This window comes from Vibrio sinaloensis (genome assembly GCF_023195835.1).
In the GTDB taxonomy this organism is placed as follows: Bacteria; Pseudomonadota; Gammaproteobacteria; order Enterobacterales; family Vibrionaceae; genus Vibrio; species Vibrio sinaloensis_C.
Genome location: NZ_CP096199.1, coordinates 2,449,200 through 2,475,921, shown reverse-complemented (window position 1 = coordinate 2,475,921; position 26,722 = coordinate 2,449,200). Strand labels below are relative to the sequence as shown.

At 47.9% G+C, this 26,722-nt stretch carries 23 protein-coding genes; 15 read left to right on the top strand and 8 right to left on the bottom strand.

Features of this window, described 5'->3' with window-relative positions; translation table 11 throughout:
* The first annotated feature begins 173 nt into the window (after positions 1 to 173).
* Complete coding sequence (locus tag MTO69_RS11180; RefSeq protein ID WP_248329265.1) at positions 174 to 1,019, top strand: magnesium transporter; 846 nt, start codon at positions 174 to 176, stop codon at positions 1,017 to 1,019.
* Here MTO69_RS11180 and dacB read toward each other — a convergent pair.
* Together dacB and MTO69_RS11170 are read right to left on the bottom strand one after the other, a co-directional pair.
* Positions 998 to 2,428 (bottom strand): serine-type D-Ala-D-Ala carboxypeptidase, encoded by a 1,431-nt coding sequence (dacB, locus tag MTO69_RS11175; RefSeq protein WP_248329263.1) that lies wholly within the window; start codon positions 2,426 to 2,428, stop codon positions 998 to 1,000. The genes MTO69_RS11180 and dacB overlap by 22 nt on opposite strands.
* 100 nt (positions 2,429 to 2,528) lie before the next feature.
* Entirely contained in the window at positions 2,529 to 3,581 is a 1,053-nt protein-coding gene (locus MTO69_RS11170) for a porin (protein WP_248329261.1), read from the bottom strand.
* A gap of 559 nt (positions 3,582 to 4,140) precedes the next feature.
* Between MTO69_RS11170 and greA the strand changes: the two genes are divergently transcribed.
* The gene (gene greA, locus MTO69_RS11165) at positions 4,141 to 4,614 is read left to right on the top strand and encodes a transcription elongation factor GreA (protein ID WP_248334463.1); all 474 of its coding nucleotides are present in this window, start codon (positions 4,141 to 4,143) and stop codon (positions 4,612 to 4,614) included.
* A 64-nt stretch (positions 4,615 to 4,678) separates the two neighbouring features.
* On the opposite strand, the gene yhbY is transcribed toward greA, so the two are convergent.
* Entirely contained in the window at positions 4,679 to 4,975 is a 297-nt protein-coding gene (gene yhbY, locus MTO69_RS11160; protein WP_248329259.1) for a ribosome assembly RNA-binding protein YhbY, read from the bottom strand.
* A gap of 113 nt (positions 4,976 to 5,088) precedes the next feature.
* Here yhbY and rlmE point away from each other — a divergent pair, with 113 nt between their 5' ends.
* From rlmE to rimI, 6 genes are all read left to right on the top strand, one after another.
* A complete protein-coding gene (gene rlmE, locus MTO69_RS11155) occupies positions 5,089 to 5,718 on the top strand; it encodes a 23S rRNA (uridine(2552)-2'-O)-methyltransferase RlmE (RefSeq protein ID WP_248329257.1) in 630 nt (209 codons plus the stop codon).
* A 108-nt stretch (positions 5,719 to 5,826) separates the two neighbouring features.
* Complete coding sequence (gene ftsH / locus MTO69_RS11150; RefSeq protein ID WP_248329255.1) at positions 5,827 to 7,782, top strand: ATP-dependent zinc metalloprotease FtsH; 1,956 nt, start codon at positions 5,827 to 5,829, stop codon at positions 7,780 to 7,782.
* A 50-nt stretch (positions 7,783 to 7,832) separates the two neighbouring features.
* Entirely contained in the window at positions 7,833 to 8,663 is an 831-nt protein-coding gene (folP, locus tag MTO69_RS11145; protein WP_248334462.1) for a dihydropteroate synthase, read from the top strand.
* A 26-nt stretch (positions 8,664 to 8,689) separates the two neighbouring features.
* Entirely contained in the window at positions 8,690 to 10,030 is a 1,341-nt protein-coding gene (gene glmM / locus MTO69_RS11140; RefSeq protein ID WP_248329253.1) for a phosphoglucosamine mutase, read from the top strand.
* Between the two features lie 259 nt (positions 10,031 to 10,289).
* Entirely contained in the window at positions 10,290 to 10,691 is a 402-nt protein-coding gene (locus tag MTO69_RS11135) for a DNA polymerase III subunit psi (protein ID WP_248329251.1), read from the top strand.
* Positions 10,688 to 11,131: a ribosomal protein S18-alanine N-acetyltransferase gene (gene rimI, locus MTO69_RS11130; protein WP_248329249.1), complete on the top strand. Its 444-nt coding sequence runs from the start codon at positions 10,688 to 10,690 to the stop codon at positions 11,129 to 11,131. Before MTO69_RS11135 ends, rimI begins: the two co-directional genes overlap by 4 nt.
* 4 nt (positions 11,132 to 11,135) lie before the next feature.
* Here rimI and MTO69_RS11125 read toward each other — a convergent pair whose 3' ends face one another.
* On the bottom strand, positions 11,136 to 13,187 hold the full coding sequence (locus tag MTO69_RS11125) for a putative bifunctional diguanylate cyclase/phosphodiesterase (protein ID WP_248329247.1): 2,052 nt from the start codon (positions 13,185 to 13,187) through the stop codon (positions 11,136 to 11,138).
* 216 nt (positions 13,188 to 13,403) lie between these two features.
* Between MTO69_RS11125 and prfC the strand changes: the two genes are divergently transcribed.
* Complete coding sequence (gene prfC / locus MTO69_RS11120) at positions 13,404 to 14,993, top strand: peptide chain release factor 3 (RefSeq protein ID WP_248329245.1); 1,590 nt, start codon at positions 13,404 to 13,406, stop codon at positions 14,991 to 14,993.
* A 431-nt stretch (positions 14,994 to 15,424) separates the two neighbouring features.
* Here prfC and srmB read toward each other — a convergent pair whose 3' ends face one another.
* Both srmB and MTO69_RS11110 read right to left on the bottom strand, forming a co-directional pair.
* Positions 15,425 to 16,660, bottom strand: a complete 1,236-nt coding sequence (srmB, locus tag MTO69_RS11115; RefSeq protein ID WP_248329242.1) for an ATP-dependent RNA helicase SrmB — start codon at positions 16,658 to 16,660, stop codon at positions 15,425 to 15,427.
* A gap of 88 nt (positions 16,661 to 16,748) precedes the next feature.
* Entirely contained in the window at positions 16,749 to 17,456 is a 708-nt protein-coding gene (locus MTO69_RS11110) for a tRNA1(Val) (adenine(37)-N6)-methyltransferase (RefSeq protein ID WP_248329240.1), read from the bottom strand.
* A 311-nt stretch (positions 17,457 to 17,767) separates the two neighbouring features.
* Here MTO69_RS11110 and brnQ point away from each other — a divergent pair, with 311 nt between their 5' ends.
* From brnQ to MTO69_RS11085, 5 genes are all read left to right on the top strand, one after another.
* Entirely contained in the window at positions 17,768 to 19,081 is a 1,314-nt protein-coding gene (gene brnQ / locus MTO69_RS11105) for a branched-chain amino acid transport system II carrier protein (protein WP_248329238.1), read from the top strand.
* Positions 19,082 to 19,242: 161 nt separating this feature from the next.
* Positions 19,243 to 20,341, top strand: a protein-coding gene (gene prfB, locus MTO69_RS11100; protein WP_248329236.1) for a peptide chain release factor 2 whose coding sequence is annotated in 2 segments (ribosomal slippage) — positions 19,243 to 19,317 and positions 19,319 to 20,341 — 1,098 coding nt in all. Because the reading frame shifts where the segments join, the coding sequence is not laid out codon by codon here.
* 41 nt (positions 20,342 to 20,382) lie between these two features.
* Entirely contained in the window at positions 20,383 to 21,915 is a 1,533-nt protein-coding gene (lysS, locus tag MTO69_RS11095) for a lysine--tRNA ligase (protein WP_248329234.1), read from the top strand.
* A gap of 328 nt (positions 21,916 to 22,243) precedes the next feature.
* On the top strand, positions 22,244 to 23,578 hold the full coding sequence (gene vpsR, locus MTO69_RS11090) for a sigma-54-dependent transcriptional regulator (RefSeq protein WP_248329232.1): 1,335 nt from the start codon (positions 22,244 to 22,246) through the stop codon (positions 23,576 to 23,578).
* Positions 23,579 to 24,078: 500 nt separating this feature from the next.
* Positions 24,079 to 24,330, top strand: a complete 252-nt coding sequence (locus tag MTO69_RS11085) for a DUF1127 domain-containing protein (protein ID WP_248329230.1) — start codon at positions 24,079 to 24,081, stop codon at positions 24,328 to 24,330.
* A 50-nt stretch (positions 24,331 to 24,380) separates the two neighbouring features.
* Here the strand turns inward: MTO69_RS11085 and MTO69_RS11080 are convergent, their stop codons facing one another.
* Entirely contained in the window at positions 24,381 to 25,415 is a 1,035-nt protein-coding gene (locus MTO69_RS11080; RefSeq protein ID WP_248329228.1) for an NADP(H)-dependent aldo-keto reductase, read from the bottom strand.
* Positions 25,416 to 25,544: 129 nt separating this feature from the next.
* Here MTO69_RS11080 and MTO69_RS11075 point away from each other — a divergent pair, with 129 nt between their 5' ends.
* Positions 25,545 to 25,856, top strand: a complete 312-nt coding sequence (locus tag MTO69_RS11075) for a DUF6482 family protein (RefSeq protein WP_248329227.1) — start codon at positions 25,545 to 25,547, stop codon at positions 25,854 to 25,856.
* On the opposite strand, the gene mutH is transcribed toward MTO69_RS11075, so the two are convergent.
* Complete coding sequence (gene mutH, locus MTO69_RS11070) at positions 25,853 to 26,518, bottom strand: DNA mismatch repair endonuclease MutH (RefSeq protein ID WP_248329225.1); 666 nt, start codon at positions 26,516 to 26,518, stop codon at positions 25,853 to 25,855. The two genes, MTO69_RS11075 and mutH, sit on opposite strands and share 4 nt — an antisense overlap.
* Positions 26,519 to 26,722: the final 204 nt, after the last annotated feature.

Genomic DNA, 26,722 nt, shown 5'->3' with positions numbered 1-26,722 from the left:
TCTCTACCTAAGTGGTAGAGTATCCTTTCATTGAATTGCATCCTCACGTTTTTCTCCTTCAAGTTCTAGAATCAGCACAGCTTATTCGCGTCTTTTAACGTGGATGATGTCTGCCGTTTGTTGGCATCACTGTGTTTGATGGTCGTTACCAATTGCCAATCGGGAGATTCGCCATGACGGTAATGAGCAATACATACATTGAAAACAGCCCTAACTTTTCTCAAGCAGAAATCGGCGCCGCTCGTAACGCTTTTTTGCAGTATGAGCAAGCGCAGCAGGTTCACCTGTTAACGGTGATGCCGGTGGAAGAAGCCGTTGCTATCCTTCATCACTGCTCGGTCGGTTATGTGCAACACCTAATCTCGGCGTTGGAAAGCCAAGGGCACGATAAGTTGGCGCGCCACTATGCGCATCAGCTGGGGTTTATCCTCTCAGAAGTGGAGACACCAAGCGGATACCTTGACACTTCCGTCGTTGAGCACGTTAAGCAGCGCATCGGTTGGATTATCGCTTTAGCGCTGCTCGGGATAGTGTCAGGCTTAATCATTGCGCAATATGAAGATACCTTGAGTCAGCTGGTGTTACTTGCGGTGTACATGCCAGTGATTGCAGCAGCAGGTGGCAATACCGGCACGCAAGCAGCAACCTTGGTGATCCGCGCGTTAGCCACTGGGGAACTGCGCAAACGTCAGTGGTTGGCGGTACTGTGGAAAGAGAGTCGCGTGGCGATATGCCTCGCTTTTGCCATCTCTTTGGTGATGATAGGTCGTATCTTGATGTTCAGTGACGCTAGCAGTGCTGGCGGCTTTAGCCTCAACACGATTGCGCTGGCGATAGCGGTTGCCCTGTTTATCCAAGTGACTATGTCCACCACGCTAGGAGGTTTGCTGCCTATTTTAGCTCGAGTGTTCAAACTCGACCCTGCGGTACTGGTGAGTCCAGTGTTAGCGTCGATTGTTGATATCAGCGGAATGTGGATCTACTTCACTGTGGTCAATTACTTTTTGGGGATAGCCTGACTAAATTTGACCACCTCTTGATAAAATAGGGTTTCAAATTGAGTAATAGGCGCGATGCGTTTTGGCGCATCGCTGCTGGGTTTCGGCGGATGGTAGTCGGCAACGAACTGGACAAACAGGGTGCTGGGTTGGCCCTGTTTATCTAACCCAAATCCGGCCATATTGTAAGTGCCATAGACAGAGCCACTCTTGGCGATCAGCTCGCCCTTAATCGGCGCTTTACGCATACTACGTCGGTACTTGAGCGTGCCATTGGTACCAGATTTTGGCATTAAGGCGATCAGATTGAGTTGCTCATCATGTTGCCATATATAGCGCAGCACCTTAGCCATCTCCTCACTGCTAAAACGATTGTTACGCGAGAGACCACTGCCGTCGGCCAGCGGCACAGACTCTAGGTTTACTCCAGTATGAGCAAAAATGATCTGCTTAAGCGCTTTGGTGCCGTTACCAAAACTGCCCGGCTGGATATAGAAAGCGGAACCGAGCGCTTTGGTTAAATTGTCGGCAATCAGGTTGTCTGATTTTTGTAACATAGTGGCGAGCAAATCGGGTAAAGGTGCGGACTGGTGCGTCGCCAGTAGTCGGGTTTTACTTGGGTTGTGGCCAACTTTTATCTCGCCCTTGAGGGTTATTTGCAATTGACTGAGAAAAGCGCTCACCATTCGCTGGGTATATAGCGCCGGATCTTGAATGGCAAATTTTAACGGTAAAGGCTTGCTGCGATTTTGCAAACAGCCTTGCAGTCGATAGTGGTTGTCAGGTGATGAGAGCAACTCTAAGTCACATTGTGTACTTTCGCGCTCCATTTTGGAAACGGCTTGCGCGCTTGTGGTGACATAAATAGGTTGATGCTCTGGCACATAAACACGGGTCTGGCCGTCTTGTTCGGTATAGATAGAGGCTTGCACACAATTGCCATCGAGCGCGATGGCCGAAGCCGGTGCACTATAGCAAACCCCAAGAATATCCCAGGGCCAGCCCACAGCGCGGTCGTAGCCGGTAAAGGCGCTGTTTTCCAGCCATAAATCGCCTTCGATGGTGTCGATACCCGCTTGTTTTAGCTGGCTCAATAGCGCTTTTAATTCATTACTGGTCAAGGTAGGGTCGCCGCCAAAACGGATTACCACATCCTGGTTGGACTGCTCTAGTTGGGTATAAAAGCGAAACTGATCGCCAAGCTCTAACTTGGCGGCCAAGGCCGTCACCAGTTTCAGTGTGCTGGCGGGAGGGAATAGTTGCTGTTGATTGTCTGTTTGTTGATAGATACTCGATTGCTCAAGGCTCTCAACCCGAGTAGAGACGCGGCTACCTAACGGCAAAACCTCTGCTGATTGGCTGATCTGTGCAGCAAAAGAGAATGAAGAGCAGAGCAGCGTGGTGATGAATAGATAGCAATAACGTAACATGAACAAGCAGTCGGTAGCGGGGCGTGCATTCAGTATAGCGAGTAAAAAAAACGCCTGCTAGAGAGCAGGCGTCTTAGATTCATGACTTTGGGTCAGGAAATTAGAAGTCGTAACGTAGACCTAGAGCTAGCTCGTCTTCTGCGCCTGCTTTACCGACAACACCTGAACCTTTCTTGTCGTTTGCGTCAAGTAGGTTGAAGTTGTATGAAATGTAAGTACGGAAGTTAGGCTTGAAGTAGTAAGTCGCATCAACCGCAACATTGTTCGCTGCATCGTACTTAAAGCCAGCGTCTTTTTCTTCTAGCTTGTTGTAGGTCATAGTGAACGCAGTTTTTTCAAGCGTGTATGCGGCTGCAAACTCGTAACCAGTCTTGTCTGTTTTAGAACCTGACTCTTTTTCTTGGCCGTCAGTGAATGTACCAGCAAAGTAGAAGTCGTTGATTGAGAAAGAAGCGGCTAAGATGTACTGATTTTCAGAGTCAGTTGCGCCAGTGTTCTGGTCTGCGTAACCTGCACCAAGCTTCACGCCAGAATCGCCGATTGCGTAGATACCTGATAGCGAGTAACCATCAGTTTTGTTGTCAGTGTAGCCACCGTTTACTTTATCTTCAACGCGGTCCGCGAAGCGGTAGCTTGCTTTAACACCTAGGTCAGCAAATTGGCCTTTGTAAGAGAGCATGTTGTCTGTGCGGTCGGCAACAGCAATTTTGTATGCTGCAGTGTTACCATGGTAAGACATGATATCAGTAAAGTCAGTCAGAACGCCCAGTGCACCGTCGTTTTTACCGTAAGTGATTTCGCCGAAGTTGCCGCCGATACCCGCGTATGTGTAACGGTGGTCGATGTCATCTTTGGTGCCAGCTGTACCACTGTCGTTAGCTTGGAACTCACCTTCGTAGAAGCCCACACCGTATAAGCTGTCAGTGATTTGAGTCTTACCTAGGAAGTTTAAACGTACACGAGTTCTGTCTTCTGCTTTGCCATCTTTTAGAGACATGCGTGCTTCAGCACGACCACCGATCTCTAGAGAGTTGCCGTTTGAGCTGTATACAGTGCTGCCTTCGATACCGCCAGCTTGAATACCTTCTGCCGCTTGTGCGCCTGTAGCTAGTGCTGCAGCTGAAACTGCTAGAGCAATCAGAGTTTTGTTCATCTTGTTAGTCCTAATTTACTGTCCATAAATAGTGGTTTGCGAGCGATGACTTAATCGGCGTCATGCTCTACCGATTGAGCTAATGAATCATACTCATGACGATGAATCTTATTGATTTGATTCAGGTATTGGGTCAACGATTCATTGAGCGGCCAATTGATGAGCAATGTTGTACCGCTAAAGTTCCCACCACCGGTAGTAAAATGATATAAATTGCCTTATTGAACGCTGTTTTATTTTTAAAAATAAATGTCAATTGTATGATTTTAAATAAATTTTCTTGCTTAGTGAGCGGTGTGTAAATACTGGTTGTTTTAGTTTTTTTTTGATTGTCAAATGTGTTTCTATCGAAATGGCGAATGGGTGTTGGTGAGGTGAAATGGCCCTGAGTAGCGAACTTTTTGATTTAGTCGGGATAAACAATGATAAGCATGGATTTCAGATGATTTCAGTGTTAAGTTTAATGACAACATTGAAAATGATTGAATTAAACACTACCTAATCCTCGTGGTTGGGTAGTTTTGTTTTGTCCAAAGAAAGCTTTGGAATGAGGTATATGATGGAAAAAGTCCCTATGACATTGCGCGGTGAGCAAAAACTGCGTGCAGAACTTGATCGACTATTAAAACTTCGCCCGAAAATTTCTGAAGCGATTGCCGAAGCTCGTGAGCTGGGTGATTTAAAAGAGAATGCGGAGTACCATGCGGCTCGTGAAGAGCAGGGGATTTGTGAAGCGCAAATCCGCGACATCGAATACAAGCTCTCGGTAGCGCAAGTAATTGATGTGACCAAAATGGACAATACGGGCAAGATCATCTTTGGCTCGACAGTGACATTGATCGACTGTGATACCGACGAAGAGAAAACGTACCAAATTGTCGGTGATGACGAAGCCGACATCAAAGCGGGTTTGATTTCTGTTAGCTCACCGATTGCACGTGGCTTGATCGGCAAAATGGAAGGTGACGAAGTGGTTATCTCGACACCGGGTGGTGATCGTGACTTCGAAATCGACCGCGTTGAGTACATTTAAGTCAAACGCTTAATATTAAAAAAGGTCGCCTGGGCGACCTTTTTTATTGCGCATTGCAGTACAATTACTTGCGAGGCAATTCGATTTTTCGCTCGTCTGACTGACGGAACAGAACCAGTGTTTTACCGATCACTTGTACTTTCTCTGCGCGAGTTTCACGCACAATAGCGTCGATAATTAGGTTTTTTGTTTCGCGCTCTTCAGAGGCGACTTTCACTTTGATCAGCTCATGGTGATCAAGTGCAATTTCGATTTCCGCTAGAACAGCTTCAGTAAGTCCGTTTGCGCCCATGAGCACAACAGGTTTTATACTGTGCGCTAGGCCTTTTAGATGCTGCTTTTGTTTGGTGCTTAGGTTCATTACGCGGCCAATTTTGTTTACTATTAGGGTTGAAAAGTACCATTTTAACGCCATCTAACCCTGAAGACTATAATTTATTGGGTTAGTTGCTCCCTCTCTCTGCTAGGAAACGAATGAGTAAACAGAAACACTCAGCCAGCTCAGGCCGTTGGTTGAAAGAACATTTTGATGACAAATACGCCAACGAAGCCCGTAAGAAAGGCTATCGCTCGCGCGCATACTTCAAAATCGAAGAGATCCAAACCAAAGATAAACTACTAAAACCAGGCATGACTGTGGTCGACTTAGGCGCTGCACCTGGGGGCTGGTCTCAATATGCTGCTAAGATAGTAGGAGAGGACGGTCAGATTATTGCGTGTGACCTACTCCCGATGGACCCTATCGCTGGTGTGAGTTTCCTTCAAGGTGACTTCCGTGAAGAATCGGTGTTAGACGCATTACTTGAGCGTATTCAACCTTCCATGGTGGACGTCGTTATGTCTGACATGGCGCCGAACATTGCCGGCAATAACTCGGTCGATCAGCCAAGAGCCATGTATTTAGTGGAACTGGCCTTAGATATGTGTCGACAAGTTCTAGCCCCAAATGGTAGCTTTGTGGTCAAGGTTTTTCAGGGCGAAGGGTTTGATCAGTTCGTCAAAGAAGTCCGAAACGAGTTTAAAGTCGTAAAAGTAAGAAAACCTGACTCTTCGCGAGCCCGCTCACGAGAAGTCTTCATCGTAGCCACTGGTTACAAAGGTTAACTATTTTGCGCTTTGATAGGCAAGTTAACACTATAGCTACAGGTTATAAACTGTAGTACCCTACCTTTAATTACAATTAGTTATCGAGAGGCTGACACCTTGAGTGACATGGCAAAAAATTTAATTCTGTGGCTTGTTATCGCCGTCGTATTGATGTCGGTTTTCCAGAGCTTTGGCCCTGGAGAGAGCAATGGCAGAGCAGTGGATTACACCACGTTTGTACAGGAAGTTGGCCAAGGCCAGATTCAAGAAGCAACTTTTAAAGACGGTGAAATTACCTTCACTCGTCGTGGCGGTGGCGCACGTTATGTTACTTACATGCCAGTCTACGACCAAAAGCTCCTTGATGACCTCATCAACCAAAACGTGAAGGTACAAGGTACGCCGCCAGAAGAGCAGAGCCTACTCGGTACCATCTTTATCTCTTGGTTCCCAATGATCTTACTGATTGGTGTATGGATTTTCTTCATGCGTCAAATGCAAGGCGGCGGCGGTAAAGGCGCAATGTCTTTCGGTAAGAGCAAAGCTCGCATGATGAGCGAAGAGCAAATCAAAACCACTTTTGCAGACGTCGCTGGCTGTGACGAAGCCAAAGAAGACGTGAAAGAGCTGGTCGATTACCTGCGCGACCCAAGCCGCTTCCAAAAGTTGGGGGGGAAAATCCCAACGGGTGTGCTGATGGTTGGTCCTCCTGGTACAGGTAAAACCTTATTGGCTAAAGCCATCGCCGGCGAAGCAAAGGTTCCTTTCTTTACTATCTCTGGTTCTGACTTCGTAGAAATGTTCGTTGGTGTCGGTGCATCTCGTGTACGTGACATGTTTGAACAAGCGAAAAAGGCCGCGCCTTGTATTATCTTTATCGACGAAATCGATGCGGTGGGCCGTCAACGTGGCGCGGGTGTAGGTGGTGGTCACGATGAACGTGAGCAAACACTTAACCAAATGCTGGTTGAAATGGATGGTTTCGAAGGCAACGAAGGCATTATCGTTATCGCTGCGACCAACCGCCCAGACGTTCTTGACCCAGCGCTTCTTCGCCCTGGTCGTTTCGACCGTCAGGTTGTGGTTGGTCTACCAGATGTGCGTGGTCGTGAGCAGATCCTTAAAGTTCACATGCGTAAAGTGCCGCTAGCCGGAGACGTAGAACCATCGCTAATCGCACGTGGTACACCGGGCTTCTCTGGTGCAGACCTTGCGAACCTTGTTAACGAAGCGGCACTATTTGCTGCGCGTGGTAACAAGCGTAATGTGTCAATGGTTGAGTTTGAACTGGCGAAAGACAAGATCATGATGGGTGCTGAACGTCGCTCTATGGTTATGTCAGAAGAGACTAAAGAATCAACAGCTTACCACGAAGCGGGTCACGCTATTGTTGGTCGTCTGGTTCCTGAACACGATCCAGTATACAAGGTGTCGATCATCCCACGTGGCCGAGCTCTTGGTGTGACTATGTACCTGCCTGAACAAGATCGCGTCAGTATGTCTCGTCAGCATCTAGAGTCGATGATTTCCAGCTTATATGGTGGTCGTTTGGCAGAAGAGCTGATTTACGGTGCTGAAAAAGTATCAACGGGTGCGTCAAACGATATCGAACGTGCGACAGATATCGCGCGCAAGATGGTGACTCAGTGGGGTTTCTCTGAAAAACTGGGGCCACTTCTCTACGCCGAAGACGAAGGCGAAGTGTTCTTGGGCCGCAGCGTTACCCAAACGAAGCATATGTCCGACGATACGGCTAAACTGATTGACGATGAAGTTCGCAGTATTATTGACCGCAACTACGAGCGTGCAAAACAGATCCTTGAAGACAACATGGATATCATGCACGCGATGAAAGATGCGCTGATGAAATACGAAACCATCGATGCTGGTCAGATTGATGACCTGATGGAGCGTAAGGCGGATATTCGTGAACCAGCAGGCTGGGGCGACAACCCAAGCAATAAGTCTGAAGCGAAAAACGAAGCCAAACCTGACGAAGCGACGAGTGAGCAACAAAGCGAAAGCGACACTGTTCAAGAGGACGCTAGCATCGAGCCGACAGAGAAAAAAGACTCTGAGTAATAGCTGAAAATAATCAAACCCCGAGATCTCTCGGGGTTTTTGTGTTTAAGATGAAAATTAAAGCCAACAATAAAACCCTAGATCTCTCCCAGCCCCAAGTGATGGGAATCCTCAATGTCACCCCCGACTCCTTCTCTGATGGCGGGAAGTTCAACCGTCTGGATGATGCTTTGCACCAAGCGAAGAATATGATCGATGCGGGGGTAGCGATCATTGATATTGGTGGAGAGTCGACCCGACCGGGCGCTCCGGATGTGGAACTCGATCAAGAGTTGCAGCGCGTGATCCCGGTGATCGAAGCGATTCGACGTGAGTCGGATGTGTGGATTTCGGTAGATACCAGTAAAGCTGAGGTGATGCGTCAAGCCGCCGAGGCTGGCGCTGATATCATTAATGATGTTCGAGCGTTGCAAGAGCCTGGCGCTTTGCAAGTGGCGGCTGAGTCTGGATTGCCGGTCTGCTTAATGCATATGCAAGGCCAACCTAGAACGATGCAGGCTAACCCACACTATGATGACTTGATCCTTGAGGTGGGGGCGTTTCTTACCCAGCGAATGGCTGAGTGTGAGGCGGCCGGCATTGGTCGTGACAAGCTGATTCTTGACCCAGGGTTTGGCTTTGGTAAAACCTTAGAGCATAACTACCAGATGCTGGCCAACCTAGAGCAGTTCCATCAGTTTGGACTGCCGATTTTGGCGGGCATGTCTCGTAAGTCCATGATTTTCAAATTAATAGATAAAGCGCCAGCAGAGTGTGTGGCAGCCAGTGTAAGCTGCGCGACCATTGCTGCAATGAAAGGGGCGCAAATTATTCGTGTTCACGATTTTGAACAAACGCTAGATGCCATGAAAGTGGTCTTAATGGTGCGTAACCACCGTTGAGATAAGAAAAAGATAAAGGAATCACTATGTCGACGAAAAGACGTTATTTCGGTACAGATGGTGTACGAGGAAAAGTGGGGCAATACCCTATCACACCTGATTTTGTACTCAAGCTAGGTTGGGCTGCTGGGCGTGTATTGGCTAAGCAAGGTACAAAGAAAGTCATTATTGGTAAAGATACGCGCATCTCAGGTTACATGTTGGAATCTGCGCTGGAAGCTGGGCTGGCGGCGGCTGGACTTAAAGCGACGTTTACTGGACCTATGCCAACGCCTGCGGTCGCATACCTGACCCAAACCTTCCGCGCTGAGGCAGGTATTGTTATCTCAGCCTCGCATAACCCTTATTATGATAACGGCATTAAGTTCTTCTCATCAGAGGGAACCAAGTTACCAGACGAGATTGAGTTAGCGATTGAAGCTGAGCTCGACAAGGATATCGAGTGTGTTGAGTCTGCGCTATTGGGTAAGGCAAGTCGACTGAATGATGCTGCGGGCCGCTATATTGAATTTTGTAAAAGTACTTTCCCATCAGAGCTGAGCTTAGCGGGAATGAAAATTGTGGTGGATTGTGCACACGGCGCAACTTATCACATTGCTCCTGCGGTATTTAGTGAGCTAGGCGCGGATGTTATCGCAATGGGCGTTGAACCAAGTGGTACCAACATCAATGACCAAGTGGGTGCGACCGATGTTCGCGCGTTGCAACAGCGGGTGGTTGAGGAGCAAGCAGCGCTCGGTTTAGCCTTTGATGGTGACGGCGACCGTATCATTATGGTTGACCATCTTGGTAACAAAGTAGACGGCGACCAAATTGCGTACATCATTGCCCGCGATGCGCTGCGTCGCGGAGAGTTGAAAGGAGGCGTAGTCGGAACGCTGATGACTAACCTCGGCATGGAAAACGGCCTTAAGCAGCTAGGCATTCCTTTTGTTCGCGCCGCAGTCGGCGATCGTTACGTCATGGAAAAACTACTCGAAAATGGTTGGAAAATAGGCGCTGAAAACTCGGGGCACGTGATCCTATTGGATAAAGTGACCACAGGGGATGCGATTGTCGCCGCACTGCAGGTGTTGGCGTCGGTTGTGGGCAGCAAACTATCACTCAACGAACTGTCACAGGGGATGAGCCTCTACCCTCAAGTGTTAGAGAATGTGCGCTTCTCTGGTGACTCAGACCCGCTGGAAGCTGAAGCCGTTAAAGCCGCTGTGGCTGAGGTAGAAAGTGAACTTAGCGACAAGGGCAGGGTGCTACTGCGTAAGTCGGGCACTGAACCTTTGATCCGCGTGATGGTAGAAGGTGAAGAAGCCGAACTGGTTCAAGCTTCAGCGCTGAAAATCGCTCAGGCAGTGAAAGACAACTGCTAACAGCTATGCATCCGCCACCTCTAGGTGGCGGTTTTGTTTTCTACTCGATTGGGTTTGATACCAAAGAGCACAAATATCTGGTCATTCTTGCTGGTTAAAATCGCTGATAGCGTCGTTATAGATTTTGTAGGTAGGTTAACTAGCTAGCTGCAATCTATGCCTTGCTCTCAGCGATTTTTCCTGCGCAATTATCTGAACACCTATTTATCCCGTTTGGTATTATGCTAGTATCGACGCCTTCTCACTAACGGCAAATGGTATGCAATCACAATCGCTACAGTTTCTCCATGAAATGGGTGTTGATTACTATCAACTGCAACACCCGCAGAGATTGGCTGGTTATCAAGCGCCCGGTTTGTCTTTAGAGCCAAGCTGTCGTTTGTTACTGGTGGCGCCACAGTGTCCTAGCGGCGCAGAAGCCAAGTTATTCGAACGCGTTTTGGGCAGCATTAAGCTCAACTTGTCTGATGCTCGGCACATCCTCCCTGCACAACTGTCGAGTTTAACTGACCATCAGCTTGAATGGGTATGGTTTGCTGGCTGTGAAGCCGATATTGAGTTCAATGCTAACGTGTTAACCTCACCGGCTCTTGATTTGATCGACGGAAACCAGCAGCATCGCCGCGCCTTGTGGCAGCAAATTTGTACTTACCAAAAATGAAAATTCTTCCTCTAGCAGAGGCTCATCTTGAGCAAGTGTGGGCGATTGAAACTCAGGCTCACAGCCATCCTTGGGCCGAGAGTATGATTCGCGATTTAGACTCACGTGGCGCTTGCCATCACGTACTACTCGACAATGACAAAGTGGTTGGCTATTTCTACGCGCAAAACATTGTCGGTGAAGTCACGCTACTCAACATTGCCGTTGCCCCCGCTCTGCAGGGCCGAGGTTTGGGTAAACAGCTGCTCAATGGATTTTTAGAGCTTTGTGAACAATCCCAAGCTGAGAGTGCTTGGCTTGAAGTGAGAGAAAGCAACGTCGCGGCATATCATCTTTACCAAGCCGTTGGTTTCAATGAAGTGGATCGCCGCCGAAATTACTACCCAACGGCGAGCGGCAAAGAAGATGCGATCATCATGAGCTATCTGTTTTTCTACTGAGTCACTATTTTTGCGCTGCTTTCATTATGGTGGGAGCGGGGATATCGTAAAAGTTCTGTTTAAAGCGCTCGACTAGCTCGGACGCTGGTAGGGGCTTGTCAAAAAGATAGCCTTGGAACTGCTCACATCCCAATTGCTTGAGGGCTTGTAACTCGTTGGCGTCTTCGACCCCCTCCGCGATGACCTCAAGGTTGAGACGCTGCGCGGTCATGATAATGGTATCAACAATCGCCTGATCGCTTTCATCCATATGCAGTTGTGTCACAAACGAGCGATCTATCTTGAGTACGTCCACCGACAGATGTTTGAGGTAGCGCAGCGACGAATACCCGGTACCAAAGTCATCAATCGATGTTTTCAATTTATGCTGTTTCAACTCCGCCATTTTTTCTACCGCAGCGTCGACATTTTCCAGTAGCAGGTTCTCGGTGATCTCCAGTTCAATATCGTGCCCATCAATGCCTGCTTGAGCCAAAGAATCAACAATATGCTCGACAAAAGAACTTTGTGAAAACTGCAACGGACTGATGTTGATCGCAAGTCGGCGAAAACTCTCAGGTAACACGCCCTCTTTTTGCCAATTCGCATATTGGTAGCAAGCTTGCTCAATGATCCAGTTACCTATTTGCAATATCTGCCCCGTCTCCTCGGCAATCGGCATAAAGACTCCCGGAGGAAGCACCCCTTTGGTTGGGTGGTTCCAACGAATCAAGGCTTCTACGCCGATGATGCGATGGTTTGAATCGACCTGTGGTTGATAATAAAGCTCTAATTGGCCTTTATTAAGCGCTTCATGCAGCCCTTTCTCTATCTCTAAGAACGACTCCACTTGCGCCTGCATTTCAGGCTCATAGAACATATATTTGTTCCGCCCGGCGACTTTTGCTCGGTATAGAGCGGTATCGGCTTGGCGCAGCACATCAATATTAGTGACACCAGCCGAAGGGAACAGCGCAATACCGACACTCACCGTACAGTAGAGCTGATGGTCATCGATAGAGTAGGGGTTAGAAATCAGCGCCAATAATTGCTTGGCCAACTCTTGTGCTTTGTCGGCATCGACATTAGGCAACAATAGCGCGAACTCGTCGCCGCCAATGCGGGCCGCGGTGAAGTCGGTTTTTATCCATGCTTCGATGCGCATAGAAATCGCTTTGATCAGGTTGTCGCCAATGGTGTGACCAAGTGAGTCATTGATGGTTTTAAAGCGGTCAAGGTCGAGATAAAACAGCGCGCCACTCTGATGGGTGCTGCGACTGTCTTCGATGGCTTTACCCAGCAGTTGCAGCAACAGACTGCGGTTGGCGAGTCCGGTCAACGAGTCGTAATACGCTAACTGATTGAGTTTACCCTCCGCGGCTTCGCGCTCCTGCCACAAGGTATGGAAGGTCTTCGCCAATTGCCCTAGCTCATCGTCTCGGTATTGTGTCGGAGGAGGCACGTCTTTGCTGGGGCCTTGCAATGAGCGCACCCAATCAATCAGGGTAACCAGCGGCTTGGACAATTTTCGGTAGAAGAACAACAGCAATATGGTGGTCAGAATGATGTTACGTAGCAAATCAAACAGCAAAATACGGCTGGTTCGGCTTATGAAGTTTTGCGCGATATGCGCGCCGTTAACTGAAAAGGTCAAATTGCCCACTACAACATGGGAGTTGGGCTGATGTAGCTCTGTTGTGAACGTCGGTGTGGTTGGGGTCAAATACGACGAGAGCGCTTCAATGATATTGCCTTGGGTAGAAATACTGCGCTGTTTTGCGGTGAGGGTATCACCAAAATCATCCACGATTTCAACCTTGTAAATCGCTTTGTCCATCATCAGGGTCGACGCTACCTGCTCGGCAAGTAGTTGGTTGAGATGGTAAGCGGCTTGGCTGGCATTAGAGTAATTCTGCAGCAGCTTAAATTGGTAGTGTTCTTGGATGCGTTTCTGTTCCTGATGAAGGTCCACCAAAATATGGTACAGGCTAAAACAGAGCCCTAGAATCACCGAAACTAGAAATACCGTTTTCGCTTGCCGAAAAGCTAATGAGTTGACTTTTTTGCTTTGTTTCATCGTTTCGAACAGCTCCCTCTACTTCTTTAGTTATAGCCCATTTTTATTGATAAATTAATCTGTAGCTAAAAAACTGACCTATTTCAGCCAATCTGATGGATGAAGTTGCCCCTGAGGAGAATATAAGCGAAAATACCGCGCAAATTTGAACCGAATCGCTAGAGCTAGCGTCAAGCGCTTGTCTTCTCTAGCCCAAAGACAGAAGAAGCCCCTTTCATGTCAAATACTCCTTTTGTTAGCGAAGTGTCTAAACGTCGTACTTTCGCTATTATCTCGCACCCTGATGCGGGTAAAACCACGATTACTGAAAAAGTACTACTGTTCGGACGCGCGATCCAGACGGCGGGAACAGTGAAAGGTCGAGGTTCAGCGCAACACGCCAAGTCTGACTGGATGGAAATGGAAAAAGAGCGTGGCATTTCGGTCACGACCTCGGTGATGCAGTTTCCGTACAATGAGTGTTTGGTGAACCTACTGGATACACCAGGACACGAAGACTTCTCGGAAGATACCTACCGTACACTGACGGCGGTTGACTCATGTCTGATGGTGATCGATGCCGCGAAAGGTGTTGAGGATCGTACCCGTAAGTTAATGGAAGTCACTCGACTGCGTGATACGCCGATCGTCACCTTTATGAACAAACTCGACCGCGACATTCGTGATCCAATGGAGCTGCTGGATGAGGTGGAAAGCGAGTTGAATATGTCTTGCGCACCTATTTCATGGCCAATTGGTTGTGGTAAGGAGTTTAAAGGTGTGTATCACATTCACCGTGATGAGACGATCCTTTACAACACAGGTCAAGGCCACACGATTCAAGACTCACGCATTATTAAAGGTTTGGATAACCCAGAGCTTGATGAAGCGGTAGGGACTGAACTGGCAGAGCAACTGCGTGAAGAGCTCGAGCTGGTGATTGGTGCCTGCCCAGAGTTTGACCAAGAACTATTCTTGGCCGGTGAACTGACGCCGGTCTATTTTGGTACCGCACTGGGTAACTTTGGTGTTGACCATATGCTTGATGGATTGACCGAGTGGGCGCCAGCGCCAATGCCACGTCAGGCTAACGAACGTGAAGTGGCGGCGAATGAAGAAAACTTCACCGGCTTTGTGTTTAAGATTCAGGCCAATATGGATCCAAAACACCGTGACCGTATTGCCTTTATGCGCATAGTATCGGGCACTTACAAGCAAGGCATGAAGATGAATCATGTCCGCTTGGGTAAGCAGGTCAACATTTCTGATGCGGTGACCTTTATGGCGGGTGACCGCTCTCGTGCAGAAAATGCCTACGCTGGCGACATCATTGGTCTGCACAATCACGGGACCATTCAGATTGGTGACACCTTTACCCAAGGTGAAGCGTTGAAGTTCTCAGGTATTCCCAACTTTGCCCCTGAGCTGTTCCGCCGTATTCGCCTTAAAGATCCATTGAAGCAGAAGCAGTTGCTGAAAGGTCTCGTTCAGCTTTCTGAAGAGGGGGCAGTACAGGTTTTCCGTCCTCTACAAAACAACGACCTTATCGTCGGCGCTGTTGGTGTGCTTCAGTTTGACGTGGTTGTTGCTCGTCTGAAAGCGGAATATAACGTAGAAGCTATCTACGAGAGTGTTAACGTCGCCACCGCCCGCTGGGTAGAGTGTGAAGATGGTAAGAAGTTGGATGAGTTCCAACGTAAGAACCAAGCAAACCTAGCGCTTGATGGTGGGGATAACCTGACTTACATTGCGCCAACTATGGTTAACTTGAATCTGGCGAAAGAGCGTTTTCCAGATGTAGAGTTCCGCGCGACCCGCGAACACTAATCTTCTTCGCCTTTGAGGCGATAACTTCGTTGACGGCGTAAACTCACCTTAGTCACGTAGCGTACTACGCTCCCAAGGTTGAGTTTACTTGTCGCCTTGTTCTAGCCTCAAACGCTTTGAAGATACTATTGGTGACTTAATTAGGGCGGATTCGTTCGTTGCCTTGCTACAGCTCCAACTATTTTGAGTATCATCTGTGTTTTAGGTGAGTTTGCTGAAGATTTAGTTATGAAAATACCGCCAGTATCGGCGGTATTTTTTTAGAGTCGAGAGCGGACTTCGTCCTTTGAGTGGCGGTGAAGCTGTCATTCCATATACGAGGATGACAATATAATTTATTGAAAATAAAAGGGTTGATACTAGGTACCAACCCTTAAAAACTTATCTCGAAACTCGAAACTCGAAACTCGAAACTCGAAACTCGAAACTCGCTATTTCTTCTTTTTCGCTGAAGTTTTCTTTTTACCTTTAGCGACGGTCTTTTTCTTGTCGTCTTTTTTCTTTTTCTTAAATACCGGTTTTTTGTGTTTCGGGCGAAGCTCTTTGATAAAGCGCTCTTTCACCTCTTCCTTAGTGTAGCGTGCCACTCGATCCATCATAGGTTGATCGTGCGCTTCGACTAAAGAAATCGCGTTACCTTTTTTACCAGCTCGAGCTGTACGTCCGATGCGGTGTAAATACACGTCGGCGCTGCGTGGCATGTCGTAGTTGATCACATGACTCACATCCGGAAGATCAATTCCGCGGGCAGCGACATCGGTTGCCAGCAGCACGTTGACAGTACCGTCACGGAAGCGGCTAATGGCGTTGTTACGACGATCTTGTGGCATTTCACCCTGAATCCACGAGCAAGGAATTTGGGCTTTTTCTAGCTCTGCGCGAAGCTCAGCCAAACGCTCGCGGGTTTTGAGAAATACAATTGAGCGCTCGGCCTGTTCAGTAAGGATCTTTTTCAATAGCTCTAGTTTGTGGTTCATATCGTCGGCACGATGGTACCACTGGGCAATTTTCTTACGCTCACGACGAGAAGGCTCTGCATCGATTTCGGCAGGCTGGTTAAGAAGATCTGCCGTGAACCCTTCTACGCCTTTGCCTTCCAGTGTGGCCGAGAATAACAGCGTTTGTTTGCGCCAGCGACACTCAGACGAGAGACGATCCACCGTTGGGCCAAAGCCCATGTCCAACATGCGGTCTGCCTCATCCAGAATTAGCCATTCGATAGCGCGGCAATCAAAACGTTCTGCTTCAATGTACTCCATCAAACGCCCTGGCGTTGCCACTACGATGTCTTGTGTCGTGGCCAAAATATCAGCGTGCTCTTGGTATTGAACACCGCCAGTAATGGTGAAGATATTCAGCTTAGTGTGCTTAGCAAGTGCACGAGCTTGATCGGCCACTTGCATGGCAAGTTCACGGGTTGGCGTGAGGATAAGCACGCGAGCAGGCCCGGGTTTACGACGTGGGAAATCTTGCAAAAATTGTAATGCTGGCAGAACAAACGCTGCGGTTTTTCCGGTTCCGGTTGGTGCTGATGCCAAGATGTCTCGGCCTTCCAACGCTTGTGGGATTGCCTGCGCCTGAACTTGCGTCGGGCGGCTAAACCCCATTTCTTCTATCGCGAGGAGTAGGTTAGGGTCTAACTCTAAGTCGGCAAAATTTTTGATCACTATGATGTCTCCACAAGCCTGTTGGGGTGAGCAATAAATAAGGGGTCGTATTATAGAGTGTTCGGTGACAAGGATCACACCTTATTTTCTACATCTTAAGATAAAAGGCTTGAGTCAGTTGTACAAAATCTGTGCTGTAGCCTTGTGTGTCGGCAATTTGTATCAGGTTATTCTCCACTGTAGTTGGTTGCTTACTCAGTTCAATCAATAGCCGATTGACGGGCTTAGCCTCACTAGGTTTGACTTCGCAGCGACGGCTTAAATGCCAGCCCATCTCTAGGGCCAGTTGAATAAAGTGGTTACCTTCCATCAGAGGCAAAACAAAACTCGCTTTTCCATTGTGCTTGAGCAGTTGCCAGCATCGATTGAGAAGCGCCTGATGATTCAGTTGGTCGGAATGCCTCGCGATGGCTCGAGTTTGGTTTTGCGCCTTTTCGCCACTATTGAAGTAGGGCGGGTTGCAGATAATCGCGCAATAGCTTTGGTTGAAAGCATAGGTGAGAACGTCGCCATTCAAAAGCTTGAGCCGCTCTGCCCAAGGCGAAGCGGCGAAATTCTGCTTCGCGGCGCTGATCGCGTGTTGGTCGATATCAATAGCATCGACCTCTAGTATGGGATAGCGCTGTGCAATCATCAGGCTGAGCAGACCGGTTCCGGTGCCGATGTCGAGTACCTGTGAACACTGATCGAGTTTAGCCCATGCGCCGAGCATCACTCCATCGGTACTGACAGGCATGCCTGTGTAGCCACCTGAAATGCTAAATTGTTTAAACTGAAAGTCTTTGGTCTTTTTCATCTGCTACGTTTGTCGGTAATCGTTTAAATATTGAGTTAATTGATCTGTTGTTAACTCTATGTTTGGTTAAATGTGCTGTCTGTTGTCAATTTGTGAGATTAACAGCAAGGCGTTATGAACTGGATATTTTGTTTAATTTAGTTATTTGTGCTGCATATTGGTTTGATTTATAAATTTATATGGTGTTTTTGGCCTTTGGGTTGCGACTTGATGAGGATTTCGTCATTATGCGCGCCTAATTTTAAGAGTGTGCGCCATGTCGCAACACTCATGCAACACAACATCAATTAAACATAAGTAAAGGGTCGACAGTGAATCAGACTTTAAAACTAACAGATATTATTGCGGTAGGCTTTATGCTTTTCGCATTCTTTTTGGGTGCAGGTAACATCATTTTCCCACCACTCGCTGGTCAGTTAGCGGGTGACAATCTCTTTCCTGCGATGACAGGTTTCTTAATCACAGCGGTAGGTCTTCCTCTCATCACCATTGTTGCTATTGCTGTGGCTGGAGGCACTTGGGAGCACTTGACCAAAGATCTGCCTAAACGCGCGGCCATGCTTATGGCGGTGCTGATTTTTATCATTATTGGTCCCGCTTTTGCAGCGCCTCGTACTGGCCTAGTCGCCTACGAGATGGCGGTGAAGCCATTCTTTATTGAGGCCGCTCAGTCTCATCTTACGATCTTCTCTATCATGTTCTTTGCTGTCGCTATGTTCTTTGCGTGGTCGCAAGGGAAGCTGATTGATGTGATTGGTAAGGTGCTGACGCCAGTCCTGTTTATTGGTCTTATTGTGCTTGCTGCGGCAGTGTTCATCGATCCTCAAGGCGAAATGATCGCAGCTCAAGGTGAGTACTTGACTCATCCCTTGCAAAAAGGCTTCCTTGAAGGCTACAACACCATGGATACCTTCGGCTCACTGATGTTTGGGGTATTGATCGTTGATGCGCTACGCCAAAAAGGCATTACCGAGCAAAAAGCCACGGCTAAGTACCTGATTAGTGCTGCGTGTATTGCGGCTGCAGGTTTGGCGTTTGTTTACATTTCGCTATTCTACCTAGGTGCGACGAGCGCTGCGGTAGCCGCTGGTGCCGATAACGGTGGTGTGGTGTTGAGCCTTTATGTTCAGTCGCTGTTTGGTCCATATGGACAAATTGTGTTGTCAGTGATTGTGCTACTGGCGTGTCTAACGACGGCAATTGGTCTGATTTCAGCCTGTTCTGACTACTTTAGCTCGCTGACACCGCTGTCGTACAAAGCTTGGGTTGTGATCAACGGCATCGCTTGTGCGGTCGTGGCTAATGTCGGTCTATCGCAGCTTATCGCGCTTTCTGTTCCGGTATTGTTCGCTCTGTACCCTGTCGCCATTGCTTTGGTCGCACTGACTTTCCTACGCAGCAAAATGCCAAACCCGCAAGCGGCATACCGTGTGGTGATCTTGGTATCTTTACTTTTTGCCATCATTGATGCAGCAAAAGTAGCAGGCATTGATGTCTCTGCGCTATCTATGTTGCCACTATTTGATATCGGTATGGGCTGGTTGTTGCCAACTGCAGTCGCGATTGTAGCCATGTTCTTTGTCGGCAAAGTTGAGCAACCTGAGCTAGCGCAAGACAACGCGTAATCAGTTGTTTAAGGTTGAGAATAATCCCCTGTTACGTAAGGCGTGACAGGGGATTTTTTTGTCGCTTGCGTTTTGCAACGTCAATAAAAAATCCCTGTATCTTCGTCACACTTTTCAGTACAATTCTGCGGTTAAATTCTACTCATAAATGTTGAGCAAACATGTTTGAAATCAATCCTATTAAAAACCGCCTTAAGGACGTGTCTGAGCGCACCAATGTCCTGAGGGGGTACCTTTGACTATGACGCCAAACAAGAGCGTCTAGAAGAAGTTAACGCAGAACTTGAACAACCGGATGTATGGAACGAACCTGAGCGTGCTCAAGCGCTGGGTAAAGAGCGTTCTTCGTTGGAAGCGGTTGTGGAAACTATTGATCAGCTAGAGCAAGGTGTTGAAGATGTAGAAGGTCTTCTCGAGCTTGCTGTTGAAGAAGAAGATCAGGAAACTTTTGACGAGATTGAGCCTGAGCTAGCTGAGCTAGAAGCAAAATTGGAACAACTTGAGTTTCGTCGTATGTTCTCTGGCGATCATGACGCTTCAGATTGTTACATCGACTTGCAGTCAGGCTCTGGTGGTACCGAAGCCCAAGACTGGACCTCAATGATGCTGCGTATGTACTTGCGCTGGGCTGAAGCGAAAGGCTTTAAGACCGAAGTGATTGAAGTGTCTGAAGGCGAAGTCGCCGGTCTTAAAGGTGCAACGGTTAAGATCTCAGGTGAGTACGCTTACGGCTGGTTACGTACCGAGACTGGCGTGCATCGTTTAGTGCGTAAGTCACCGTTTGATTCCAGTGGTCGTCGTCATACCTCGTTTGCTTCTGCGTTTATCTATCCAGAGATTGATGACAACATTCAGATCGACATTAACCCATCTGACCTACGTATCGACGTATACCGCGCATCTGGCGCTGGTGGTCAGCACGTCAACACCACAGAGTCTGCGGTGCGTATTACCCACGTGCCAACCAATACTGTGGTGCAATGTCAGAATGATCGCTCTCAGCATAAAAACAAAGATCAAGCGATGAAGCAGCTGCGTGCAAAACTGTTTGAACTTGAGATTCAAAAACAGAATGCCGAGAAGCAAGCCAACGAAGATGCCAAATCTGACATCGGTTGGGGAAGCCAGATCCGATCTTACGTGCTGGACGACTCACGAATCAAAGACTTACGTACTGGCGTTGAAAACCGCAATACGCAAGCGGTGCTTGACGGCGACTTAGACAAATTTATTGAAGCTAGCCTGAAGTCAGGTCTTTAAGCTTTTCACCGACACTCAAATCGAAACAGGATACATCGAAAATGACTGATGCTGTTCAAAACGACAACGCACAAGAAGGCATTTCGCCTGAAGAAAACAAGCTCATTGCAGAGCGTCGCGCGAAACTAGACGAAATTCGCAAGAGCTGCAAAGCAAACGGCCACCCAAACGACTTCCGTCGTGACGCATTAGCGGGCGACCTGCAAAAAGAGTTCGGTGAAAAGACCAAGGAAGAGCTAGAAGCGCTTAACCACGTTGTAGCGATCGCGGGTCGCATTATGGCCAAGCGTGGCCCTTTCCTTGTTATTCAAGAAACGTCTGGCCGAATTCAAGCCTACGCTGCGAAAGAGGTTCAAAAGCAGCTGAAAGAGAAATATCAAGGTCTTGATATCGGTGACATCATCGGTGTGAAAGGTGCGCTGCACAAGTCTGGTAAAGGCGATCTTTACGTGAACATGGAAGAGTATGAGTTGCTGACCAAAGCGCTGCGTCCTCTTCCTGAGAAGTTCCACGGTCTGACTGACCAAGAGATGCGTTACCGTCAGCGTTATGTAGATTTGATCGTGAATGAAGATTCACGTCAGGCCTTTATCATTCGCTCTAAGCTGGTGTCTTCAATTCGTAACTTCATGAGCTCAAAAGGCTACCTTGAAGTGGAAACGCCTATGATGCACGTGATCCCTGGTGGTGCGACGGCTCGTCCATTTATCACCCATCACAATGCGCTCGACATCGACATGTACCTGCGTGTTGCACCAGAGCTTTACCTAAAACGTCTTGTTGTTGGTGGCTTTGATCGCGTGTTCGAGATCAACCGTAACTTCCGTAACGAAGGTCTATCACCACGCCATAACCCAGAATTCACTATGATGGAGTTCTACCAAGCGTATGCAGACTACAAAGATCTGATGGATCTGACGGAAGAGATGCTGAGCACGGTAGCGATGGACGTGTTGGGTTCAACCTCTATGCCTTACGGTGAGGAAACTGTTGAGTTTGGTGGTAAGTACGCGCGTATGAGCATGTTTGAAGCGATCAAACACTACAACCCAGATCATGCTCAAATTCAAGCGCTAACAGAAGCAGACCTGACTGACCGTGACAAGATGGTTGCGATTGCCAAGTCAGTGCATGTTGAAGTGGAACCATTCTGGACCTGTGGCCAGCTATTGGAAGAGATCTTCGGTGAAACGGCTGAACCACAACTGATTCAACCAACCTTCATCACTGGCTACCCAGCAGATATCTCGCCATTGGCGCGTCGTAGCGATGACAACCCATTCTTCACTGACCGTTTCGAGTTCTTCATCGGTGGTCGTGAAGTGGCAAACGGCTTCTCGGAGCTTAACGATGCAGAAGACCAAGACGCGCGCTTTAAAGCGCAGGTTGATGCGAAAGACGCTGGTGATGATGAAGCCATGTACTACGATGCTGACTACATCACAGCACTTGAGCACGGCCTACCGCCAACAGCGGGTCAAGGCATCGGTATCGACCGTCTAGCGATGTTGTTCACCAACACCCACACGATTCGTGACGTAATCCTATTCCCTGCGATGCGTCCACAAGCGTAAGCTGACACTAAATCGGTATAGAAAATAGCCATCTTCGGATGGCTTTTTTTATGGCGACAATAACCCCCAACGTAGTTGCTAAACCGCATTTAGTGACTTGTGCTGAAATAAGGATATCGGATCCTGTTTGGTATCGTTTTTAAACTGCGATATCCGCCGCAAAAAGTTTTGTCGTCTTTCCCCCAATAGTTGGAAAAAAGGCATTTACGTCACTAGTCTTATTATTGAGACAGACTCTTTGGCTTAGTCTCTATAAGGTAACCACATCACGGAGATCGTGCCTTTCTGTGGGAACTATTTATATTATCAATAATAAGGAACAAGCTTCATGGGTAGTCAATTCCGAATGGATTCCGTTCCCGGTTCTTTGGTTGTCGTAGGGGGAACCTACGAACCATGGTTGTCTGTACTTGAACAAGTCGGTTGGCGATGTACTCAATGTGGCGATTTACGTAAAGCAGATGCCCTTTTTACTGAAACCGGGCCCTGTATCGGTATTGTCGATTTAAGCCACGATGAATTCAGCCTCAACGGTATTGCTAACCTAGTGAGCAAGCACAAACAAGTGCGTTGGCTCGCTTTTATCCGAGAATCGCAGCTGAGCTCGGATACCATTTGTCAGTTTATCGTGAACTTCTGTATCGACTTTTTTACCGCACCTATCCCAGATGCTCAGCTACTTAGCACTATTGGTCATCAGCTAGGTATGCTCAAGCTTGAGAAGAAAGTGTGGCCACATTACGGCAACCAGAGTGATATGGGGCTGATTGGAGACTCCATACCAGTCAAACGGCTACGTGACCAAATCAAGCGTATTGGTCCAACCGATGTCAGTATTCTGATTTACGGCGAAAGTGGTACTGGCAAAGAGACGGTGGCGCGCGCCGTCCATCGCACTTCTGCTCGAGCGAATAACGAGTTTATTTCGGTTAACTGCCGCGCCATGTCTGAGCGGCGGATTGAAAGCGATCTGTTTGGCATTAACCGTGAAGATCACAGTGAACCATCCATCCTTGAGAAAGCCGATGGTGGCACCATTTTACTTAATGATATTTTGACCTTACCGAGGTCGCAGCAGTACAACTTGCTGCGTTTCCTGCAAGAGGGAATGGTAGATACCGTAAATGGACGCAAAGAGGTGGATGTTCGAGTGTTGGCGGCGAACTCTGCGGATATTGAAAAAGCGCTCATCGACGGCGATTTCAATGAGGAGCTATACCACTACATCAATGTGCTGCGTATTAGTGTCCCAAGCTTGAAAGAACGTGCTGGTGATGTGGCCATTCTGGCCCGACACTTTTTGCAAGAGTACTCTAAGGAGTACAACGCACAGGCGCGCAGCTTTACTGAAGAAGCTAGCCGAGCGCTGACACGCTATCACTGGCCAGGTAACGTTCGTGAGCTGATGAACCAGATTAAGCGCGTGGTATTAATGTCAGATACCGTCATGCTCGATGAGTGTCATTTAGATTTACCTAAACGCAGCGACAATCGACGCAGTTTAAAAAGCATTCGTGAGCGCAGTGAGCGGGATGCGCTGCTTCTGGTACTCGAGTCGCACTCTGGGCAAGTTTCGATGGCTGCCAAAGAACTGGGTGTATCGCGTGCAACTATGTATCGTTTGTTAAACAAGCACAACCTGATTTCAGACATCCCTGTGTAATTTACTGTTTTATCAGCTAAAAAAGCCACAGCCTTTCGGTTGTGGCTTTTTGTTTTCAAACATAATCCACTAGCAATAACTTATAACTAGGATGAATATCTTATTTCTATTGCAGTGAACGCAATGTTCAAAGAGGATCCCGTTGTTTTGCGTTATTTCGCGACAAAGCGGTTGAATTGCTCGCTACTGCGGTTAGAATTTAACCATGAGCTCAGGCTCATACCTACTCAACTTTGGATTAATTACATTAGCTAGGAGGCGCACAATGAACCATTTCACCGTTCAAACCACTGTTTGCGCTTCTGATGATCGTTGCATCATGGCTTCGGCGACTATTGCCGCCGCGACCGCCGTGTCTGATCGTAAGCTAAACAAACACATGTAATTAGTCCGTACCCAATCATTTTTTATTGGCTGCGGAAAAGCAGCGAATAAATGATGTCTTATTTACACCTTTAGATTCGTTGTTTTTCCAGCCTCGACTTAACTGGAGAACACTCATGAGTCATTCTGTATATTTAAAACTCGCCACACTACTCGTTAAAGCAGACTTACGCCGAGAAAGCCGCGAATGGCAACGTAAAGTGCGCCGTAGTGGGTATCACATTCCATGGCACAACACCCACTTACTAAGAGACATTGGTCTTGAACAAGATGGTCGACCAATGGGTATTTCAGAGCCTGACAGCGTCAAAGCTGAGCGTCGTGTGCGTCATCTGCGTCGAGTGTTAAGTGCGCGAATACCGACGTAATCGAGAGGGGCAGGTCGCTTCACCTGCCCCGCTATTTGTGTAATGAAAGACTATGGACAAGGATTGGAGTACGTCGTCCCAATCTCTTGAATACCTTGAAGCAACTCATCGGTTAATACGACATCTAAACTATCAATATTCGCTTTGAGCTGATCCAGATTTGTCGCTCCAATAATGTTGGCGGCGACAAACGGACGCTGATTCACAAACGCTAATGCCATTTGAGCAGGGTCCAGTCCATGCTCTTGAGCCAGCTGGACATACGCTTTCGTCGCTTGCTCACCTTGAGGCGTAAAGTAGCGCACAAAGCGTTCGAACAGTGAACATCTAGCGCCTTCAGGTCGCGCTCCATTGAGATATTTACCACTTAGGCAGCCAAATGCCAGCGGCGAATAAGCAAGCAGTTGTACCCCTTCATAATGACTGATTTCCGACAGCCCAACTTCAAAGCTGCGATTGAGCAGGTTGTAAGGGTTTTGAATTGAGACAATGCGCGGCAGGTCGTGTTTCTCGGCCAGACGTAGCAGTGACATGACGCCCCAAGGTGTTTCATTGGACACACCGATATAACGAACCTTGCCTGCCTTGATAAGATCCGATAGCGCCTCTAGCGTCTCAATCAATGTCACCTCTTGTTGCTCATCTGGGTACGGATAATTGAGCTGACCAAAGCAGTTAGTTTGACGCTGCGGCCAGTGCAGTTGGTACAGGTCGACATAGTCGGTTTGCAGTCGTTTTAAGCTATCATCGATTGCCAAATGAATATTGCGTCGATCTAGACTCATGTTGTCACGAATGTAGGGCACATTGCGTGGGCCGGCGACTTTGGTCGCGAGTACCACTTTTTCGCGCTTCCCCGATTTGGTTAGCCAGTTACCAATGTACTGCTCAGTGAGGCCTTGGGTTTGTGCTTTAGGTGGAACTGGATACATCTCCGCGGTGTCGATGAAATTGACACCACGTTCAAGAGCATAGTCGAGTTGACTGAAGGCTTGTTGCTCTGTGTTTTGTTCACCAAAGGTCATGGTGCCAAGACAGATCTTACTTACTTCTAAAGTTGAGTGAGGTAACTTGTTGTATTGCATCGATCTTCCTTGTCGTAACGGTTCAAGTGATCTCACTATAGGGGATTTAAGTAGGATAAGAAAAGAGCATTAAGCAACAAATTCGCAAAATGGCGGTTGTTGTCTAATACTCAATAGTGGAGGTGAACTATGCAAAAAAGTCAGTTAGACAAGTGGATTCATGGTCATCATAAAGAGAGTTACCAGCCCCCTAAGGTTTTTGTGATCAGTTGCTCTGACTTGTCGCAATATCTGTTGGCCGTTGAGTACAAGCACAAACTCGAGCCAATACGTGTTGATGATGAGCCTGTTCATTTCGATTCTTTGGATCAAGTTAAAGAGGAGTTACATCGCTTGGGGGTAGAACGCGCCTATTTGAGGCTACATAACGCCTACGATGAATGTGGTGCCAATGATGGGCCTAGGTATCAGGATCTGGAGTTGCCGGTCACGACCCATTAAATGAAGTTGTGTTCTAATATCTGTGCTGTGAACTGAGTTCTGAGATAGAAACCTCGAGGCTGCGTTTTTATGGGTTTTCCGCTGGAGCCGTAAGCTTCCGTCAACACTCGTCCATTGGCGGCTTTCGGCCTAAGTTGCAACACTTCTCCATGTCGTGCGTTGATCTGTTCAACACGGCCTAGAACGATCATTTCCATCAACTCTTCCCAGTCCGCTTTAAGCTGAGCCTCTTGGTCTTGATCTGGCGACCAGATAAGCGGCGATCCGACTCGTCGTTCAGCTAAAGGGATTTCGCGCTCGCCCTCTACCGGCACCCACAAAACCCGTGACAGCTTATTGCGCACATGACTGGTTTCCCAAGTGAGTCCGTGAACTCCAATCAAGGGAGCGACACAAACAAAGGTGGTTTCCAGCGGCTTGCCAGTGTAGCTGATAGGGATGGTTTTTAGTTCGATGCCAAGCTGCTCGAAGTCTTGTTGTGGCTTACTTCCTGCCGTTGCGCCTAGGTGCCATTCAAGTAATTGTCCTACCCAGCCTTTATCACGGCGTAAATCGGCGGGTACTGGAATGCCGGCTTCATCGGCCAACTCTTGGAAACTGATACCAGCAATATGAATTGCTCGATCGAGTAGCTCTTGTTCTGACTGTGGTTCGCTTTTCATGATCTGTGATTCATCCTATCTCCGGGCCTATTGTAACTGAACGGCAGCAAATATCGACTGGACATGGATTGATCATGTTGGATAAAAGATCGTCAACGAACTACTTATCCACAGGAGAGGGAGCTAATTTGGCAGATATTTATCATCATGTATGAATAAACAGTCTTTTTGAGCGAAAAAAAGGTTGATTTTTTCTAGTTTGAT